The sequence below is a fragment of the Nocardioides luteus genome (assembly GCF_015752315.1).
GTDB lineage: Bacteria > Actinomycetota > Actinomycetes > Propionibacteriales > Nocardioidaceae > Nocardioides.
In genome coordinates, this window is record NZ_JADOVJ010000001.1 from 2099370 (window position 1) to 2114909 (window position 15540).

Sequence of the window (15540 nt, forward strand, 5' to 3'; positions counted from 1 at the left end):
CTGGGTCAGCTCTTCCCGCTGCGTTCCTTCTCGTACGCAGCCTGGTAGGCCGCCTTCACGGCCTGCTTCTGAGCCAGCTTGGCGGCCTTCTTGCGGGCGCGCTCGTCGAGCTGGTCATCGCCGTCGGAGGCGTCATCGTCTGGTGCAGGCTCGTCCCGGCTCTGCGTACGCCGCTCGTCGTACATCAGGTAGAAGAACCCGGCGATCGCGAGGACGCCGAAGAACCACCACTGGAGCCCGTAGAAGAAGTGGGGGCCGTTGTCGAGCTCGGGGAGGTCGGCCCGGCGGAGCTGGACAGCGGGTTCGGGGGACTCGGTGTCGAGGTGGAGCCAGCCGGTCAGCAGCGGCTCGTCGACCACCTTCGCGACCTGGGCCGAGGAGAGCGCGCGGGTGGCGTGGTAGCCGTCGACCTGGGCGACGTCGGTGGAGTCGCCGGTGCCGTCGGCGCGTACCCAGCCGGTGATGGTGACCTCGCCGGTCGGCGGCGCCGGAAGATCGTCGAACTTCTCCTGCGACTCGGTCTGGAGCCAGCCGCGGTCGACCAGCACCGCGGTGCCGTCGGCGAGCACCAGCGGGACGATGATGTCGATCCCCTTGGCGTCGTCGGGGGTGCGGTAGCGCCAGATGATCGTGTCGTCGACCGCGTACGTCCCGGTGGCGGTCACCCGCCGCCACTCGTCCTTCTCGGCCACCTTCGTGCCCTCGGCCAGCACGTCGGAGACCGGCGCGGGCTCGGCGTGCTCGTTGGCGCGGACGATCTGGTTGCTGGCCTTGCGGTCCTCGAGACGGTCGAACTGCCACTGGCCCAGCCACCACGTCCCGTAGGCCAGGATCAGCACGAACACCGTGAAACCGGCCCAGCGACGGCTGAGCAGGAAACGGAACGAACTCACGCCACGAGACTAACTGGCATACGGTCCTCGCTCACGATCCGGGTCTCGGCTGCCTAGACTGGTGTGATGACGACCTCCCCGACAGATCAGGTCCAGCAGAGGCTGGTCGACCGGTTCGGCCGGGTCGCGACCGATCTGCGCGTCTCGCTGACCGATCGCTGCAACCTGCGCTGCACCTACTGCATGCCGCCGGAGGGGCTCGACTGGCTGCCCGGCGACGAGGTGCTCACCGACGACGAGGTCGTGCGGCTGATCGGTGTCGCCACCGGGCAGCTCGGGGTCCGCGAGGTGCGGTTCACCGGCGGGGAGCCGCTGGTCCGGCGCGGACTGGTCTCGATCGTCGCGCGCACCCGCGAGGTCGCTCCCGACGCCGAGCTCTCGATCACGACCAACGCGCTCGGTCTGGCCCGGATGGCCGGCTCGCTCGCGGAGGCCGGCCTCGACCGGGTCAACGTGTCCCTGGACTCGATCCGGCAGGACACGTTCGCGGAGATCACCCGTCGCGACCGGCTGCACGACGTCGTGGCCGGTCTCGAGGCCGCCGCGGAGGCCGGTCTGGGACCGATCAAGATCAACGCGGTCCTGCTACGAGGCGTCAACGACGACCAGGCCGCCGAGCTGCTCGGCTGGTCGGTCGAGCGCGGCTACGAGCTGCGGTTCATCGAGCAGATGCCCCTCGACGCCCAGCACGGATGGTCGCGCGACACGATGGTGACGGCCGACGACACCCTCGCCGCGCTGTCGGCGACGTTCGACCTGACCCCGGCCGAGGAGCCCCGCGGCAGCGCCCCCGCCGAGCTCTTCTACGTCGACGGCGGCCCGGCCAAGGTCGGCATCATCGCCTCCGTCACCCGCCCCTTCTGCGGCGACTGCGACCGGGTGCGTCTCACCGCCGACGGGCAGGTGCGCGACTGCCTGTTCGCACGCTCCGAGTCGGACCTGCGTACGCCGCTGCGTGCCGGCGCCTCCGACGCCGACCTCGCCGCGAGGTGGGTCACCGCGATGGCCGGCAAGCGCGCCGGTCACGGCATCGACGACCTCGGCTTCCTCCAGCCCGACCGTCCGATGTCCGCCATCGGCGGCTGACGAAAGTCGACTTTCGTCGCCCACAACGACAGATTCGGCCCCCACAACTCACTTCTCGGCGAGGGGGTGCCCGACGCGGTCGAGAGCGTCCAGGACGAGCTCCCAGTAGCCCTCGACGTCGAGGGCGATCGCGACCTGGGCGTTGGGCGGCTCGTCGAGGCGGCCGTGGAGGTCGACGACGGTGGCGCCGCGGGTCCAGCGGCCCTCGGTCTCGACGGCGACGAACGACTTGTGCCAGGTGATCAGGCCGGGGTCGATGAGCGCGGCGATGGTGCAGGGGTCGTGCACCGGGGGAGCGGCGAAGTCGAAGACGTCGGAGTAGGTGCCGCCGAAGAAGCCCATCAGGTCGGCGCACGCCCGGCCCACCGGGTGGTCCATGGCCCGCATCCGCGCGACCACGTCCGGCGTGGCCAGGGCCTGGTGGGACAGGTTGAGCCCGACCATCCGGATCGGGAGGCCGCTGGTGAGGACGACGTCGAGGGCGTCGGGGTCGGCGTAGGCGTTGAACTCGGCGGCCGGGGTGGTGTTGCCGCGGTCGGTCGAGCCGCCCATGAAGACGATCTCGGCGATCTTCGGGCCGACCTCGGGATGGTCGCGCAGCAGCACGGCGACGTTGGTGATTGGGCCGGTGGCGACGACGGTGACGGGGGCCGGGGCGTCCTGGAGGGACGTACGCAGGAAGTCGACCGCGCCGACGGAGACAGGGGGAGCGAGCGGCTCCGGAAGGTCGGGTCCGTCGATCCCGGTGGCGCCGTGGATGAAGTCGCCGATGTGCGCCGCGCCGGCCAGGGGCGCGGCGGCGCCGGTGGCGACCGGTACGTCGGGTCGCTCGGCCAGGGCGAGGATCCGCTGGGCGTTGTAGGTCGCCTTCTCCACCTGGCAGTTGCCGAAGGTGGTGGTGATGCCGAGCAGGTCGATACGAGGGTCGCCCAGCGCCAGCAGGATCGCGATCGCGTCGTCGTGTCCGGGGTCGCAGTCGAGGAGGACAGGGATCGGGTTCATCGCACAGCCTCTCTGTCGGAACAGCTAATGAGCGACGACGTCCTTCAGGAACCCGCGTGCGCCCAGGAAGTCGCTCAGTGACTGCTTGTGCGCCTCGCACGCGAGCCAGATCTTACGCCGCTCGGGCGTGTGGATCTTGGGATTGTTCCACTGCAGCTCCCACGACCCGGGGTCCTGGCAGCCCTTCGCCGAGCACAGGTCGGAGTCGAGGGCACCCATCAGTCGTCCTCACCCTTCTGGTGGAGCTGCTGCTGCTCGCGTCCGCTGGTGAGCTGGCGCGGGCCGTAGGGCGAGTCCATGAGGTTCATCTCGTCGCTCTTGGTGTTGGTCGCGTTGGCCATCACCACGGCGATGTAGGGCAGGATCAGGGCGGCCGCGATCAGGATCGGCCACAGCCACGTGACGCCGGCCAGGCCGGCGATCACGGCGCCGATGAAGCAGAGCGAGCGGATCGACATCGAGATGGCGTAGCGCTTCTGACGGATCGCGATGTCCTCGGCGCGGCTGCGCCCCGCCGTCGTGATCCTGATCGGTTGCGCCTTGGACATACCGCCAGTCTAGGTCGTGCCCGATGAGCGTCGGTCAATGGTGTGGTCCCAACAGGGGCGCTCCGAGCGCCGTTGGAGGGTTCTCACAAGCAAATCCAAGGCATTGGTCGTACGCCGAAGTAATCGCTACCGTCGCGCCTGTGACTGACAGTGAAGACCCCACAACGCAGAGCCCAGCGCGGGCACCCCGCTCGGTGCTCGTCACTGGTGGCAGCCGTGGCATCGGCCGGGCGATCGCGGAGGCCTTCGTGGCCAACGGCGACAAGGTCGCCGTGACCTCCCGCAAGGGCGGGGCGCCGGAGGGCGCCCTCGACCTGGTGTGCGACATCACCGACCCCGCCGCCGTCGAGGAGGCGTACGCCGCCGCCGAGGCCGCCCACGGACCGGTCGAGGTCCTGGTGGCCAATGCCGGGATCACCAAGGACACGCTCGTCCTCCGGATGTCGGAGGACGACTTCACCTCGGTGATCGACACCAACCTGACCGCGTCCTTCCGGCTCGCCAAGCGCGCCTCGAAGGGCATGCTGCGGCTGCGCCGCGGCCGGATCATCTTCATCTCCTCGGTCGTCGGCCTGTTGGGCAACCCGGGCCAGGTCAACTACGCGGCCTCGAAGGCCGGGCTGGTCGGGATGGCCCGCTCGCTCGCGCGTGAGCTCGGCTCGCGGGGGATCACCGCCAACGTGGTGGCGCCGGGGTTCGTGGAGACCGAGATGACCGCGGTGCTCACCGACGAGCAGCAGAAGGCGATCACGGACCGGGTCCCGCTGGCGCGCTACGCGACGCCGGACGAGGTGGCCTCGGCCGTGACGTGGTTGGCAGATGCGGGTTATGTGACCGGGGCCGTGATCCCGGTCGACGGCGGACTTGGAATGGGGCACTGATCATGGGTTTGTTGGACGGCAAGACTGTTCTCGTCGCGGGAGTCACGATGGACTCCTCGATCGGCTTCGCGGTGGCCAAGGTGGCCCAGGAGCAGGGCGCCCGCGTCCTGATCTCCAACTTCGGCCGCGCGCTGTCGATCACCAAGCGGATCGCGAAGCGGCTCCCCGAGGAGCCGCCGGTCCTCGACCTCGACGTCACCAACCAGGAGCACCTCGACGGCCTCGCCGACGCGCTCCGGGCCGAGGGCGTCGAGCGGCTCGACGGGGTCGTGCACTCGATCGCGTACGGCAACCCCGAGACGCTCCTCGGCGGCAAGTTCCTCGACGGCCCGTGGGACGACGTCTCCCAGGCCGTCCAGGTCAGCGCCTACTCGCTCAAGTCGCTCGCCATGGCCACCCGCCCGCTCCTGGGCCCGGGCTCGTCGATCGTGGGGCTGACCTTCGACGCGACGATCGCCTGGCCGGCGTACGACTGGATGGGTGTCGCCAAGGCAGCTCTCGAGTCGACCTCGCGCTACCTCGCCCGCGACCTCGGTCCCGACGGGATCCGCTGCAACCTGGTCTCCGCAGGCCCGCTCAAGACGCTCGCCGCGAAGGCGATCCCGGGCTTCGAGGAGCTCGACGAGGGCTGGGGCACCCGGGCGCCGCTGGGCTGGGACAACACCGACCAGGGCCCGACCGCCAAGGCCGTCTGCGCGCTGATCTCGGACTTCTTCCCGGCGACCACCGGCGAGATCGTCCACGTCGACGGGGGCTATCACTCGCTGGGGGCGTGAGGCCATAGGGTTGCCGCATGCGGACCCTTGTCATCATGCGGCACGCCAAGGCCGAGTCGTCGGCACCGACCGACTACGAGCGCCAGCTGACCGAGCGCGGTCATGCCGACGCGGTCGTGGCGGGCGAGTGGCTGGCCGAGCAGGGCGTGGACCCGGACTACGTCCTGGTCTCGGCAGCCGACCGCACCACCCAGACCTGGGAGGACGTCGCGGTGGGGGCGTCGTGGGACCTGACGCTGGCGGAGTACGACCAGGGTCTGTACGCCGCCGGCACCTCCACCGCCCTCGACCTGATCCGTGAGGTCGATGACGGCCACACCACGGTCGTGGTGATCGGCCACAACCCCACCATGTTCTCGCTGGTGCAGCTCCTCGACGACGGCGAGGGCGACGACGAGGCCGGCAACCAGCTCGCGCTGGGCTTCCCCACCGCCGCCGTCGCCGTGCTCACCTACGACGGCGACTGGTCCGAGCTCGACGAGGCCGAGGCCTCCGTCACCGCCTTCCACGTCGCCCGCGCCTGAGGCGCCACCGACTCGGCCGGGGATGACCCCTGTCAGAGCAGGGGAGGGGCGGGGGTGACGATCCCGGCCTCGGCGTCGGCCGCCTCGATCTCCTCGCGGGAGATGCCGAGGAGATACATGATCGTGTCGAGGTAGGGGACGTTGATCGCGGTCCCGGCGGCCGAGCGGACCGCGGGCTTGGCGTTGTAGGCGATCCCGAGCCCGGCGGCGGCCAGCATGTCGAGATCGTTGGCGCCGTCGCCGATCGCGACGGTGGCGGCCTCGGGGATGCCGATCTCGGCGGCGAACTCGCGCAGCGCGCGGGCCTTGCCGGCACGGTCGACGACCTCGCCGACCACCTCACCGGTGAGGACTCCGTCGACGATCTCGAGCTCGTTGGCGCGGGCGTAGTGGATGCCGAGGTCGGCCGCGAGCCGGTCGGTGATCTGGGAGAACCCGCCCGAGACGATGGCGAAGCGGTAGCCGAGACGGCGCAGGGTGCGGACCATCGTCCGCGCGCCGGGGTTGAGCTGCAGCCCGGCGTAGACCTCGTCCAGCGCGGTCGCGGGGACGCCCTTCAGGTACTTCACCCGGCCACGGAGCGACTCCTCGAAGTCGAGCTCGCCGCGCATCGCCGCCTCGGTGACCGAGGCGACCTCCTTCTCGTAGCCCGCGTGGGCGGCGATCATCTCGATCACCTCCCCGTCGATCAGCGTCGAGTCGACGTCCATGACGATCAGTCGCATGCCGCGGCGGACCAGGTTGGCGGGCTGCACCGCGATGTCGACGCCCTGGGCGGCGGCCTCGGCGGACAGCGTCACCCGCAGCTCGTCGGGGGAGGCCCCGCTCACGTGCAGGTCGAAGGCGGTGACCGGGTAGCGGGCGAGCCGGATGATCCGGTCGATGTTGCCGCCGGCCGAGGCGATGGTGCGCGTCACGGACGCGAGCGCGGCGGCCTTCAGGGGCAGGCCGAGGACCGTGACCCGGGCGCGGTCGGCGGGCTCGCGCGGGGTGTCGCCGACGCCCTCCTCGATCTCGACGGTCATGTCGAGGGCGTGGGCGGTCTCCTCGATCGCGTGCTTGAGCGCGTCGGTGCTCGCCGCGTCGGCAGGCGCCGTCACCAGCAGGCCGAGCACGAGCCGCGCGCGCAGCACGATCTGCTCCAGGTCGACCACGTCGACCCCCGCCAGCGCCAGCGTCGCCAAGGTGGCCGAGGTCAGCCCGGGTCGGTCGTTTCCGGCGAGGGTGATCAGCAGGGTGTCGGGACGGCGCTCGAGCGCGTCGAATTCCTCGGTCATCGCTGCACAGGATAGTGGAGTCACCGCCTGCGTCTCAGTCCGGCGGCCACACCTCGGGCGATCCCGCCGCCGTGAGCGCCCTCCGCGCCGCTCGGTCGAGGCCGACGAGCGCCTCGCGCCGCTGGAACATCTCCGAGGCGGAGACGGCTCCGCCCTCGTCCTCGAGCGCCACCGCGACGATCTCCCGGGCCTGTACGCCACGGGCGGCGAGCTCTACGCAACGCGCCGGCACCCCGGGCGCGCCGGCCAGCGCGGGCCGGTGGCGCAGGTTCATCAACCGGTCGGCGACCTCGGGCCGCCACCGGGCGACGTCGAGCTCGGCGAGCGCCGTCGCCGACTCGCTCAGGGCGAGCCGGAGAGCCCGGTCGGCCTCACCGACGTCGGGGAGCTGACGGCGCTGGGCTGAGTACGCCTGCCACTCGATCACCGCCCCGACCCGGACCGGTACGAGGCCGATGCCGGCGTCGCACATCACGGCCTCGCCGGCCTCGAGCGCGGCGTCGTTGAACGCCTTGGGGCCACCCAGCCCGACCGGGTCGCCCTCGGCCGGGAAGGCCACCCCGACGGCGGTCGCCCCCTCCGTACGCAGCCGCCCCATCCCGCTCACGAAGGTGTCCGCGACCCCCTCGGCGCCACCGAGCCCGAGCGCGGCGAGCCCGCTGACGGTGTGGGTCGCGTCGGGCCCGATCACCGCATCGAGCACCAGGTCGGTGACCGCCTCACCGCGCAGCCACGCCGTCACCCACCAGGCCAGCCGCAGCGCCTCAGGGGTGGTCTCCACCGACACCGGATCAAGCTCCGAATCCTCGACACTCACAGCTTCCCACCCTATCCCCGAGCCCACCGACCCCTGCCGATAGATTTGCCGCCATGGCAGCCGTGCTGGAGTTCACCGACGTCACCGTACGCCGCGGAGGCAACGCCCTTCTCGACTCTGTGAGCTGGGTGGTCGAAGAGGATGAACGCTGGGTGATCCTGGGCCACAACGGCGCCGGCAAGACCACGCTGCTCCAGACCGCCGCCGCCCAGCTCCACCCGACCTCGGGCGTCGTGAAGATCCTCGGCGAGCAGATCGGCCGTATCGACGTCTTCGAGCTGCGCCCGCGCATCGGTCTCACCTCCGCCGCGCTGGCCGACCGGATCCCGCGTCACGAGCTCGTCCGCGACGTCGTGGTCAGCGCCTCCTACGGGGTCGTCGGCCGCTGGCGCGAGCACTACGACGACCTCGACCACGACCGCGCCCAGGAGCTGCTGATCGAGGTCGGCATCAAGCACCTCGGCGAGCGGAGGTTCGGCACCCTGTCCGAGGGCGAGCGCAAGCGGGTCCAGCTGGCCCGGGCGCTGATGGTCGACCCGGAGATGCTGCTGCTCGACGAGCCGGCCGCCGGTCTCGACCTGGGTGGTCGCGAGGACCTCGTCTCGACGCTCTCGACCCTTGCCTACGACCCCGACAGCCCGGCCACGGTGCTCGTCTCCCACCACGTCGAGGAGATCCCGCCGGGCTTCAGCCACGTCCTGATGATGCGGTCGGGCCGGATCACCGCCCAGGGGCTCATCGAGGACACCCTGACCGCGGCCAACCTCTCCAAGACCTTCGGCATGCCGCTCGAGCTGGAGACCAGCGAGGGCCGCTACTGGGCCAAGCGCCGGGCCCGCCACACCCGGTAGTCAGCTCAGACACCGTCGGTAAAGAAACCGTTAGGAAGCCGGTACGGAAACATCCCCACGTTCATGGGGTCACCTGGATAGGGTGACGGCCATGGACTGGCAGGAGTGGGACTGGGCGATCTGGACGGCACTCGGAGCGCTACTCGTCGTCGGAGAGCTCTTCAGCCTCGACCTGATCCTGCTGATGCTGGCGACCGGCGCCTTCGCGGGCGCGGTGACCGGCGCGTTCACCGACAGCTTCGTGATCCAGGCGATCGTCGCGCTGGCGGTCTCGGTCTCCATGCTCGCGGTCGTACGCCCGGGGCTGGCCAGGCGGCTCCACAACGGCCCGGAGATCCAGATCGGCGCGCAGAAGCTGATCGGCGTCCAGACGGTCTCGACCGTCGAGATCAGCGCCCACAAGCCTGGGCAGCTCAAGCTCGAGGGCGAGCTCTGGACCGCTCAGCCCTATGACGAGACGCTCGTGATCGCGGCCGGTACGCCGGTCGAGGTGCTCGAGATCAGAGGAGCGACGGCCTACGTCCATCCTCTTCCGGAGCTCGGGACTCCGTAGTTTCCGGGCAACCTGACGCAACCGAAACAGACAAGGACTGATTGGCATGGGTGGCATCATCCTGGCCCTCCTGGTCATCTTGGCGGTGCTGGTGATCACCACGCTGGCCAAGACGATCAAGATCATCCCGCAGGCGCGGGTCGGCATCGTGGAGCGCTTCGGCAAGTTCCAGTCGAAGCGCGACCCCGGCCTGAACGCGGTGATCCCGTTCGTCGACAAGGTGCGCTACATGATCGACATGCGTGAGCAGGTCGTCGCGTTCGCGCCGCAGCCGGTGATCACCGAGGACAACCTGACCGTCTCGATCGACACGGTCATCTACTTCCAGGTCAACGACCCGGTCGCGGCGACGTACGAGATCGCCAACTACATCCAGGCCGTCGAGCAGCTCACCATGACCACCCTGCGCAACATCGTCGGTGGCATGACCCTCGAGGAGACCCTGACCAGCCGCGAGCAGATCAACTCCGGCCTCTCGATCGTCCTCGACGAGGCCACCGGCCGCTGGGGCATCAAGGTCAAGCGCGTCGAGATCAAGTCGATCGACCCGCCCATGTCCATCAAGGACGCGATGGAGAAGCAGATGCGCGCCGACCGCGACAAGCGCGCGGCGATCCTGACGGCCGAGGGTCAGCGTCAGTCCGCGATCCTCTCCGCCGAGGGAAACAAGCAGTCCGCCATCCTCAACGCCGAGGGTCAGCGCGAGTCGCAGATCCTGGCGGCGCAGGCCGACCGTGAGGCCGCGATCCTGCGTGCCCAGGGTGAGGGCCAGGCCATCCAGACCGTCTTCCAGGCGATCCACGACGGCCGCCCCGACCAGTCACTGCTGGCCTACCAGTACCTGCAGATGATGCCGAAGATCGCCGAGGGCGACGCCAACAAGGTGTGGATCGTCCCGAGCGAGATCGGCAAGGCCCTCGAGGGCCTCGGCTCGACGATGAACAGCCTCAAGGGCATCCCGGACGACGTCGAGGGTCCGCTCAAGCGCGTCGACATGGGCTCGGCCGAGCCGACGCTCGACCTCGAGAAGTCCTCCTCCGCGGCTGCTGCCGTCGAGGAGGCCCTCGCCGAGGCGAAGCAGGCGGAGGCCCCCAACCGGCCGCAGACGCAGGCGACCCCGCCGGCTCCGCAGCCTCCTGCAGAGCCGACCGTCTAAGTGGATCCTCTCCAGTCCGCCCTCATCCTGCTCGCCGGGGTGGGGGCGGGCACCATCAATGCCGCCGTCGGTTCCGGGACGCTGATCACCTTCCCGACGCTGCTGGCCTTCGGCGTACCTCCGGTGGTCGCCAACGTGTCCAACACGATCGGCCTGGTGCCGGGCTCGCTGGCCGGCGCCTGGGGCTACCGTCGCGAGCTCGCCGGGCAGCGCGGGCGGATCCTGCGGCTCGGCGTCGCCGCACTCATCGGTGGCGCCGTCGGCGGGATCCTGCTGCTGGTGCTGCCGCCGGGTGCCTTCGAGGCGATCGTCCCGGTGCTGATCGGGCTCGGCGTGGCGCTGGTGATCACCGGCCCGCGCATCTCCCGGTGGGTCGCCAAGCGGCACGGTGACGCGCCCGACGACGGCAGCGAGCGCTGGTGGGTCTGGCCGGCGGTCGCGATGCTCGGCGTCTACGGCGGCTACTTCGGTGCCGCCCAAGGGGTGCTGATGATCGCGATCATCGGCATCGGGGTGGCCGAGTCGCTGCAGCGGCTCAACGCGCTGAAGAACATCCTGGTCGCCACCACCAACGGCGTCTCGGGCCTCCTCTTCGCCGTCGTGGCCGACGTCGACTGGAAGATCGCCGCCCTCATCGCCGTCGGCGCGACGCTCGGTGGCCTGCTGGGCGCGCGGATCGGGCGGCGGCTGCCGCCCAACGTGCTTCGCGGCGTGATCGTCGTGGTCGGCGTCACCGCGCTGGTGGCCTTCCTCGTCAACTGAGTCCGGGCGTCTGATGGGATGGATCCATGGAGCTCTACGACGCGATGCGAACCACCCATGCCGTACGCGACTTCGCCGACGACCCGCTGCCCGACGAGGTCCTCGCCAGGATCCTCGACAACGCCCGGTTCGCGCCGTCCGGTGGCAACCGGCAGGGCGCGCACGTCGTGGTCGTACGCAGCCAGGAGACCCGTGAGCGCCTGGCCGAGCTGACGGCGACGGGTGCCCGTCGGTACATCGCGCAGCAGCGGGCGGGGGAGATGCCCTGGAACACCGTGCATCCCACGGCGGTGACCGAGGAGGAGATCGCCGAGACCCGGGTGCCACGGGGGATGACCGAGCCGCTGCGTACCGCTGCCGTGGTGCTCGTCTTCCTCGTCGACCTGGGCCTGGTCGCCTCCATCGACTCCGAGCTGGACCGGGTCGGCGTCGTCTCCGGCGCCTCGGTCTATCCGCTGGTGTGGAACACGCTCCTGGCCGCGCGCAACGAGGGGTTCGGCGGGGTGATGACGACGATGGCGGTCGCCGAGGAGCCGGCGCTCCTCGAGCTGCTCGGCGCCCCTGAGGGCCACGCCGTCGCCGCCGTCGTGCCGCTCGGCAAGCCGGTCAAGCAGCTCACCAAGCTGCGCCGGCAGCCGGTCGAGGAGTTCGTCACCCTCGAGACGTACGCCGGGGCGCCCCTGAAATGACTGATGGCGGGGTCCCGGAGGACCCCGCCATCAGCTCTCGGACCTGAGGGTCAGGCCTTGTCGGCAGGAACGGTGGCAGCGGCCGACGCGCTCCCGTTGCCGGTCCCGTTGCTGTGGTCGTCCTCGATGACCGCGAGCGCGAAGTCGTCGCCGTGCTCGGTGACACCGGTGATGACCGCCTGCTCGACCGCCTCCGCGGCGTACTGGCCACGCACAATGATCGGGTCGCTCTGCAGGTCCTTCTGCAGCGCCACGACCAGTCCGACCATGATGACCGTGAACGGCAGAGCCGCCACGATCGTGATCGTCTGCAGGCCGCCCAAGGCCTCCTCGCCACCGGCGATCAGCCCGAGGATCGCCACGACACCGGTCGCGACACCCCAGAAGATCACGGTGAGACGTTTGGGCTCCTCGGTGCCCCGCTCGGAGAGCGTGCCCATCACGATGGATGCCGCGTCGGCGCCGGAGATGAAGAAGATCGCGACCAGCACCATGACCAGGATGCTCATGACCGTGGCCAGCGGGAACTGCTCCAGGGTCGTGAACAGCTGCGACTGCGCGGCTCCGTCGCCGAAGATGTCGGCGCCGTCACGCTGCAGGTCGATGGCGGTGCCACCGAAGATGCAGAACCAGACCACGCTGACGGCGCTCGGGACCAGGAGCACGCCGGAGACGAACTGCCGGATCGTGCGACCCCGCGAGATCCGAGCGATGAACATGCCGACGAACGGCGTCCAGGAGATCCACCAGGCCCAGTAGAAGATGGTCCACGTGCCGAGCCATGCGGAGGTCTCTGCGCCGCCGACGCCGGTGCGGGCCGACATCTGGGCGAGGTCGCCGACGTAGGCCCCGAGCGAGGTCGGGATCAGGTCGAGGATGAAGACCGTGGGGCCGACCACGAACAGGAAGAGCGCCAGCAGCAGCGCGAGCACCATGTTGATGTTGGAGAGCCACTGGATGCCCTTGGCGACACCGGTGACCGCAGAGATCACGAAGCAGACCGTCAGGACCGTGATGATGCCGATCAGGACGGCGTTGCCGACCTTGCCGATCTCGGCGACGATCTGCAGACCGGCCGAGATCTGGTAGGCCCCGGTGCCCAGCGAGGTCGCCGAGCCGAAGAGAGTGGCGAAGATGGCGAAGATGTCGATCGTCTTGCCGACCGGGCCCTCGACGGTGCGCTTGCCGAGCAGGGAGGTGAAGGCGGAGGAGATCAGGCTGACTCGGCCTTTGCGGTAGGCCCCGTAGCCGATCGCAAGACCGACGACGGCGTAGATCGCCCACGGGTGCAGCGTCCAGTGGAACATCGTGGTCGACATCGCGTGCTCGATGGCTTCGGGGTTGCCCGCCCCGCCGGTGCCGGGCGGCGGGTTCACGAAGTGCCACAGCGGCTCGCCCACGCCGTAGAACATCAGCCCGATGCCCATGCCTGCGCTGAACATCATCGCGATCCACGAGGCGGTCTTGAACTCGGGCTTCTCGTCGTCACGGCCCAGGGGGATGTTGCCGTACTTACTCGCTGCGAGCCAGATGATGTAAACGACGAAGGCGCTGGCGGTCAGCACGAAGAACCATCCGGCGTTGTCGAGCACCCAGCCGAGAGCGTGATCGGACGCCTTGCTCAAGCCCTCGGTATTGATGAAACCCCAGGCCATGAACGCGATCGCGATGGCCGCGGCGATGCCGAAGACGACCCAGTCGATTCCCTTACGTTGTTCCTGTTCGCTCGAGATCGGCAGGTCCAGCGCAGGGTGGGGAACGACTTCGCCCGTGGGGGATTTGATGAGGTCAGAGGGGTTGTGATGGTCGGAATGGTTCGGACTGTCTGTCTTCTTCTCAGAAGTCACACTGTTGTCCTTCCGGTTGGGTTCGGGACCACAGCACCCTAACGCGCACTGTCTTTGCCTTCTGTTCACCGGGGTGGCAGCGCCACCGATTGACAACGAGTCCTGGACCGACCGTGTCGAGCTGGTTCGTGTGTTGTTCGGGTGCCGTGGGTCGCCGTGGTCGCCGGAAGCTAGTGCCGGGGTCGGCCGAGCTGCGCCTCGGGCGTGAGCTCGGCGGCGAGACCGTCGCCGGTCGCGGCCCGGGCCAGGGCGCGACCCAGCAGCGGTGCCTGCTTGAAGAGGTTGTGACCGGCGACGAAAGCGATGTTCCCCGCCTCCCAGACGGCCACGCCGTCCTCGCTCCACGGGAGGTCGGTCACCCAGCAGTGGACGAACTCCTGCGGCTCCGGGTCGAGGCCGGGCAGCGCCCGTGCGACGTACGCGCGTGCGCGTTCGTCCAGCGAACGAATCGCCGACGGGTCGATGAACGTCCCGTCGTCGCGGACGCCGACGGTCTGGCTGAGCCCGACCGCATAGCGGCTGTTGCCCGGCAGCGGCGTCGCGTAGACGCCGACCTCGCCGAAGTCGCCGCTGCCGTCCTGCAGGCACGCAACCCGCCCAGGAGCGGTGCCCTTCACGGCGAAGGTCAGCCGTACGTGCGCGGCGAGACGGACCGGCAACGAGAGGCCGACGCTCCGGGCGAGGCGGGCGGTCTCGCGGCCGGCGCACACGATCACCTTCGAGTAGACGGCGCGGTCGGTGACGCTGCGTACCTCGACCTCCTCGCTTCCGCGGGGTTCGATCGACACCACCTCGCCGGTCACCACGGCGTCGCCGAGCTGACCCGTGAGCGCATCGATGGCGGCACGCGTACGGATCGCTCCGCCCGCCTCGTCGAGCATCGCTGGTCCGGAGTACCCGGCGAGCAGCGGCATCAGCTCGGCGAGCTCGTCCGAGTCGATCGCGCGGGCGGCGACGCCGCCGACGCGGTCGAGCACACGAAGCCGCGCCAGTGCGCTTTCGCCGATCGCCACCGCACCGTCCGACGAGACCAGCTCGACGCCGAACCGTTCGGCCCACTCGGCCCACACCCCGCGGCTCTCGCGCGCGAACGCGACGAGCCGCGGGTCGTCGTGCGCATGCCGGAAGATCCGGGACTCCCCGGCGGACTGGCCGTGACCGGGCAGGCCGGTCTCGTACAGCCGCACCGAGACGCCCTGCTCGCGTAACGCGTAGGCGGTCGAGAGGCCGACGATCCCGCCGCCGACCACCCCGACCTCAGGTGACCCCGTCATCGGAGCGCGCGTGCTGACCCGAACTCGGACACGATCGTGTCGCAGAACGCGGGCAAATCATCGGGAGACCGGCTGGTGATCAGGTTGCCGTCGACCACGACGTCCTGGTCGAGAACCTCCGCGCCGGCGTTGCGCAGGTCGGTACGGATGCTCGGGAACGACGTCAGGGTGCGCCCCTCGACCACGCCGGCCTCGACCAACGTCCAGGGGCCGTGGCAGATGCTGGCCACCGGCTTTCCGCTGTTCACGAAGTCACGGACGAAGGTGACAGCGTCGGGGTCGACCCGAAGCTGGTCCGGGTTCACCGTGCCGCCGGGAAGCAGCAACGCGTCGTAGTCGGTCACGGAGGCGTCCGCGACCAGACCGTCGACGGTGACGGTGCCCGCTGCGTTCAGGTCGTTCTCACGGGCCTGGATCTCGTCGTCGTGGACCGACAACACCTGGGTCTGGGCACCGGCGGCCGTCAGCGCCTCGCGGGGCTGCTCGAGCTCGATGCGCTCCACGCCGTCCGCGGCGAGGATCGCGACCCTCGTGCCGTTCAGTTCCTGTGACATGAGAACCCTCCAGATCGATACCGTTCGGGGCGGGCGAACAAGGTCACCCG

Annotated in this window: 18 protein-coding genes; 9 read left to right on the forward strand and 9 right to left on the reverse strand. The window is 69.9% G+C overall.

Features of this window, described 5'->3' with window-relative positions:
* Nucleotides 1-5: 5 nt before the first annotated feature.
* Nucleotides 6-893, reverse strand: a complete 888-nt coding sequence (locus HD557_RS10075) for an SURF1 family cytochrome oxidase biogenesis protein (RefSeq protein ID WP_196873786.1) — start codon at nt 891-893, stop codon at nt 6-8.
* Nucleotides 894-959: 66 nt separating this feature from the next.
* Between HD557_RS10075 and moaA the strand changes: the two genes are divergently transcribed.
* Entirely contained in the window at nt 960-1979 is a 1020-nt protein-coding gene (gene moaA, locus HD557_RS10080; protein ID WP_196873787.1) for a GTP 3',8-cyclase MoaA, read from the forward strand.
* 48 nt (nt 1980-2027) lie between these two features.
* Here the strand turns inward: moaA and HD557_RS10085 are convergent, their stop codons facing one another.
* From HD557_RS10085 to HD557_RS10095, 3 genes are read right to left on the reverse strand one after another with little or no spacing between them, the layout of a single operon-like run.
* Nucleotides 2028-2981 (reverse strand): nucleoside hydrolase, encoded by a 954-nt coding sequence (locus tag HD557_RS10085; protein WP_196873788.1) that lies wholly within the window; start codon nt 2979-2981, stop codon nt 2028-2030.
* Between the two features lie 24 nt (nt 2982-3005).
* The gene (locus HD557_RS10090; RefSeq protein ID WP_008357063.1) at nt 3006-3200 is read right to left on the reverse strand and encodes a hypothetical protein; all 195 of its coding nucleotides are present in this window, start codon (nt 3198-3200) and stop codon (nt 3006-3008) included.
* A complete protein-coding gene (locus tag HD557_RS10095; RefSeq protein ID WP_196873789.1) occupies nt 3200-3529 on the reverse strand; it encodes a DUF3099 domain-containing protein in 330 nt (109 codons plus the stop codon). The genes HD557_RS10090 and HD557_RS10095 overlap by 1 nt, the downstream gene beginning before the upstream one ends.
* 140 nt (nt 3530-3669) lie before the next feature.
* On the opposite strand from HD557_RS10095, the gene fabG reads away from it, so the two are divergent.
* The 3 genes from fabG to HD557_RS10110 are packed head-to-tail and all read left to right on the forward strand — an operon-like array spanning nt 3670 to nt 5710.
* Complete coding sequence (fabG, locus tag HD557_RS10100; RefSeq protein WP_307785581.1) at nt 3670-4410, forward strand: 3-oxoacyl-ACP reductase FabG; 741 nt, start codon at nt 3670-3672, stop codon at nt 4408-4410.
* Nucleotides 4411-4412: 2 nt separating this feature from the next.
* Nucleotides 4413-5186 (forward strand): enoyl-ACP reductase FabI, encoded by a 774-nt coding sequence (gene fabI, locus HD557_RS10105; RefSeq protein WP_196873791.1) that lies wholly within the window; start codon nt 4413-4415, stop codon nt 5184-5186.
* Between the two features lie 17 nt (nt 5187-5203).
* Nucleotides 5204-5710, forward strand: coding sequence for a SixA phosphatase family protein (locus tag HD557_RS10110; protein WP_196873792.1), 507 nt, complete (start codon nt 5204-5206; stop codon nt 5708-5710).
* Between the two features lie 32 nt (nt 5711-5742).
* Here HD557_RS10110 and serB read toward each other — a convergent pair whose 3' ends face one another.
* Both serB and HD557_RS10120 read right to left on the reverse strand, forming a co-directional pair.
* Nucleotides 5743-6987: a phosphoserine phosphatase SerB gene (serB, locus tag HD557_RS10115; RefSeq protein WP_008357052.1), complete on the reverse strand. Its 1245-nt coding sequence runs from the start codon at nt 6985-6987 to the stop codon at nt 5743-5745.
* Between the two features lie 34 nt (nt 6988-7021).
* Nucleotides 7022-7804, reverse strand: coding sequence for a hypothetical protein (locus HD557_RS10120; protein ID WP_307785582.1), 783 nt, complete (start codon nt 7802-7804; stop codon nt 7022-7024).
* A gap of 53 nt (nt 7805-7857) precedes the next feature.
* Here HD557_RS10120 and HD557_RS10125 point away from each other — a divergent pair, with 53 nt between their 5' ends.
* From HD557_RS10125 to HD557_RS10145, 5 genes are all read left to right on the forward strand, one after another.
* A complete protein-coding gene (locus HD557_RS10125) occupies nt 7858-8655 on the forward strand; it encodes an ABC transporter ATP-binding protein (protein WP_008357048.1) in 798 nt (265 codons plus the stop codon).
* A gap of 91 nt (nt 8656-8746) precedes the next feature.
* The gene (locus tag HD557_RS10130) at nt 8747-9208 is read left to right on the forward strand and encodes an NfeD family protein (RefSeq protein WP_008357045.1); all 462 of its coding nucleotides are present in this window, start codon (nt 8747-8749) and stop codon (nt 9206-9208) included.
* Nucleotides 9209-9254: 46 nt separating this feature from the next.
* The gene (locus HD557_RS10135) at nt 9255-10364 is read left to right on the forward strand and encodes an SPFH domain-containing protein (RefSeq protein ID WP_196873793.1); all 1110 of its coding nucleotides are present in this window, start codon (nt 9255-9257) and stop codon (nt 10362-10364) included.
* Nucleotides 10365-11126, forward strand: a complete 762-nt coding sequence (locus HD557_RS10140) for a sulfite exporter TauE/SafE family protein (protein ID WP_196873794.1) — start codon at nt 10365-10367, stop codon at nt 11124-11126.
* 26 nt (nt 11127-11152) lie between these two features.
* Nucleotides 11153-11815, forward strand: a complete 663-nt coding sequence (locus HD557_RS10145; RefSeq protein WP_196873795.1) for a nitroreductase family protein — start codon at nt 11153-11155, stop codon at nt 11813-11815.
* Between the two features lie 50 nt (nt 11816-11865).
* Here HD557_RS10145 and HD557_RS10150 read toward each other — a convergent pair whose 3' ends face one another.
* The 3 genes from HD557_RS10150 to HD557_RS10160 form a co-directional block, all read right to left on the reverse strand.
* Nucleotides 11866-13662, reverse strand: coding sequence for a BCCT family transporter (locus tag HD557_RS10150; RefSeq protein WP_196873796.1), 1797 nt, complete (start codon nt 13660-13662; stop codon nt 11866-11868).
* Nucleotides 13663-13832: 170 nt separating this feature from the next.
* Nucleotides 13833-14936 (reverse strand): NAD(P)/FAD-dependent oxidoreductase, encoded by a 1104-nt coding sequence (locus tag HD557_RS10155; RefSeq protein WP_196873797.1) that lies wholly within the window; start codon nt 14934-14936, stop codon nt 13833-13835.
* A complete protein-coding gene (locus HD557_RS10160; RefSeq protein ID WP_196873798.1) occupies nt 14933-15490 on the reverse strand; it encodes a type 1 glutamine amidotransferase domain-containing protein in 558 nt (185 codons plus the stop codon). The genes HD557_RS10155 and HD557_RS10160 overlap by 4 nt, the downstream gene beginning before the upstream one ends.
* Nucleotides 15491-15540 lie beyond the last annotated feature (50 nt).

Coding starts and splice junctions, on each gene's coding strand:
- HD557_RS10135 (WP_196873793.1), top strand. CDS start 9,255: ATGGGTGGCATCATCCTGGCCCTCCTGGTCATCTTGGCGGTGCTGGTG.
- HD557_RS10125 (WP_008357048.1), top strand. CDS start 7,858: ATGGCAGCCGTGCTGGAGTTCACCGACGTCACCGTACGCCGCGGAGGC.
- HD557_RS10085 (WP_196873788.1), bottom strand. CDS start 2,981: ATGAACCCGATCCCTGTCCTCCTCGACTGCGACCCCGGACACGACGAC.
- HD557_RS10155 (WP_196873797.1), bottom strand. CDS start 14,936: ATGACGGGGTCACCTGAGGTCGGGGTGGTCGGCGGCGGGATCGTCGGC.
- HD557_RS10130 (WP_008357045.1), top strand. CDS start 8,747: ATGGACTGGCAGGAGTGGGACTGGGCGATCTGGACGGCACTCGGAGCG.
- fabI (WP_196873791.1), top strand. CDS start 4,413: ATGGGTTTGTTGGACGGCAAGACTGTTCTCGTCGCGGGAGTCACGATG.
- HD557_RS10160 (WP_196873798.1), bottom strand. CDS start 15,490: ATGTCACAGGAACTGAACGGCACGAGGGTCGCGATCCTCGCCGCGGAC.
- moaA (WP_196873787.1), top strand. CDS start 960: ATGACGACCTCCCCGACAGATCAGGTCCAGCAGAGGCTGGTCGACCGG.
- HD557_RS10145 (WP_196873795.1), top strand. CDS start 11,153: ATGGAGCTCTACGACGCGATGCGAACCACCCATGCCGTACGCGACTTC.
- HD557_RS10110 (WP_196873792.1), top strand. CDS start 5,204: ATGCGGACCCTTGTCATCATGCGGCACGCCAAGGCCGAGTCGTCGGCA.
- HD557_RS10095 (WP_196873789.1), bottom strand. CDS start 3,529: ATGTCCAAGGCGCAACCGATCAGGATCACGACGGCGGGGCGCAGCCGC.
- serB (WP_008357052.1), bottom strand. CDS start 6,987: ATGACCGAGGAATTCGACGCGCTCGAGCGCCGTCCCGACACCCTGCTG.
- HD557_RS10090 (WP_008357063.1), bottom strand. CDS start 3,200: ATGGGTGCCCTCGACTCCGACCTGTGCTCGGCGAAGGGCTGCCAGGAC.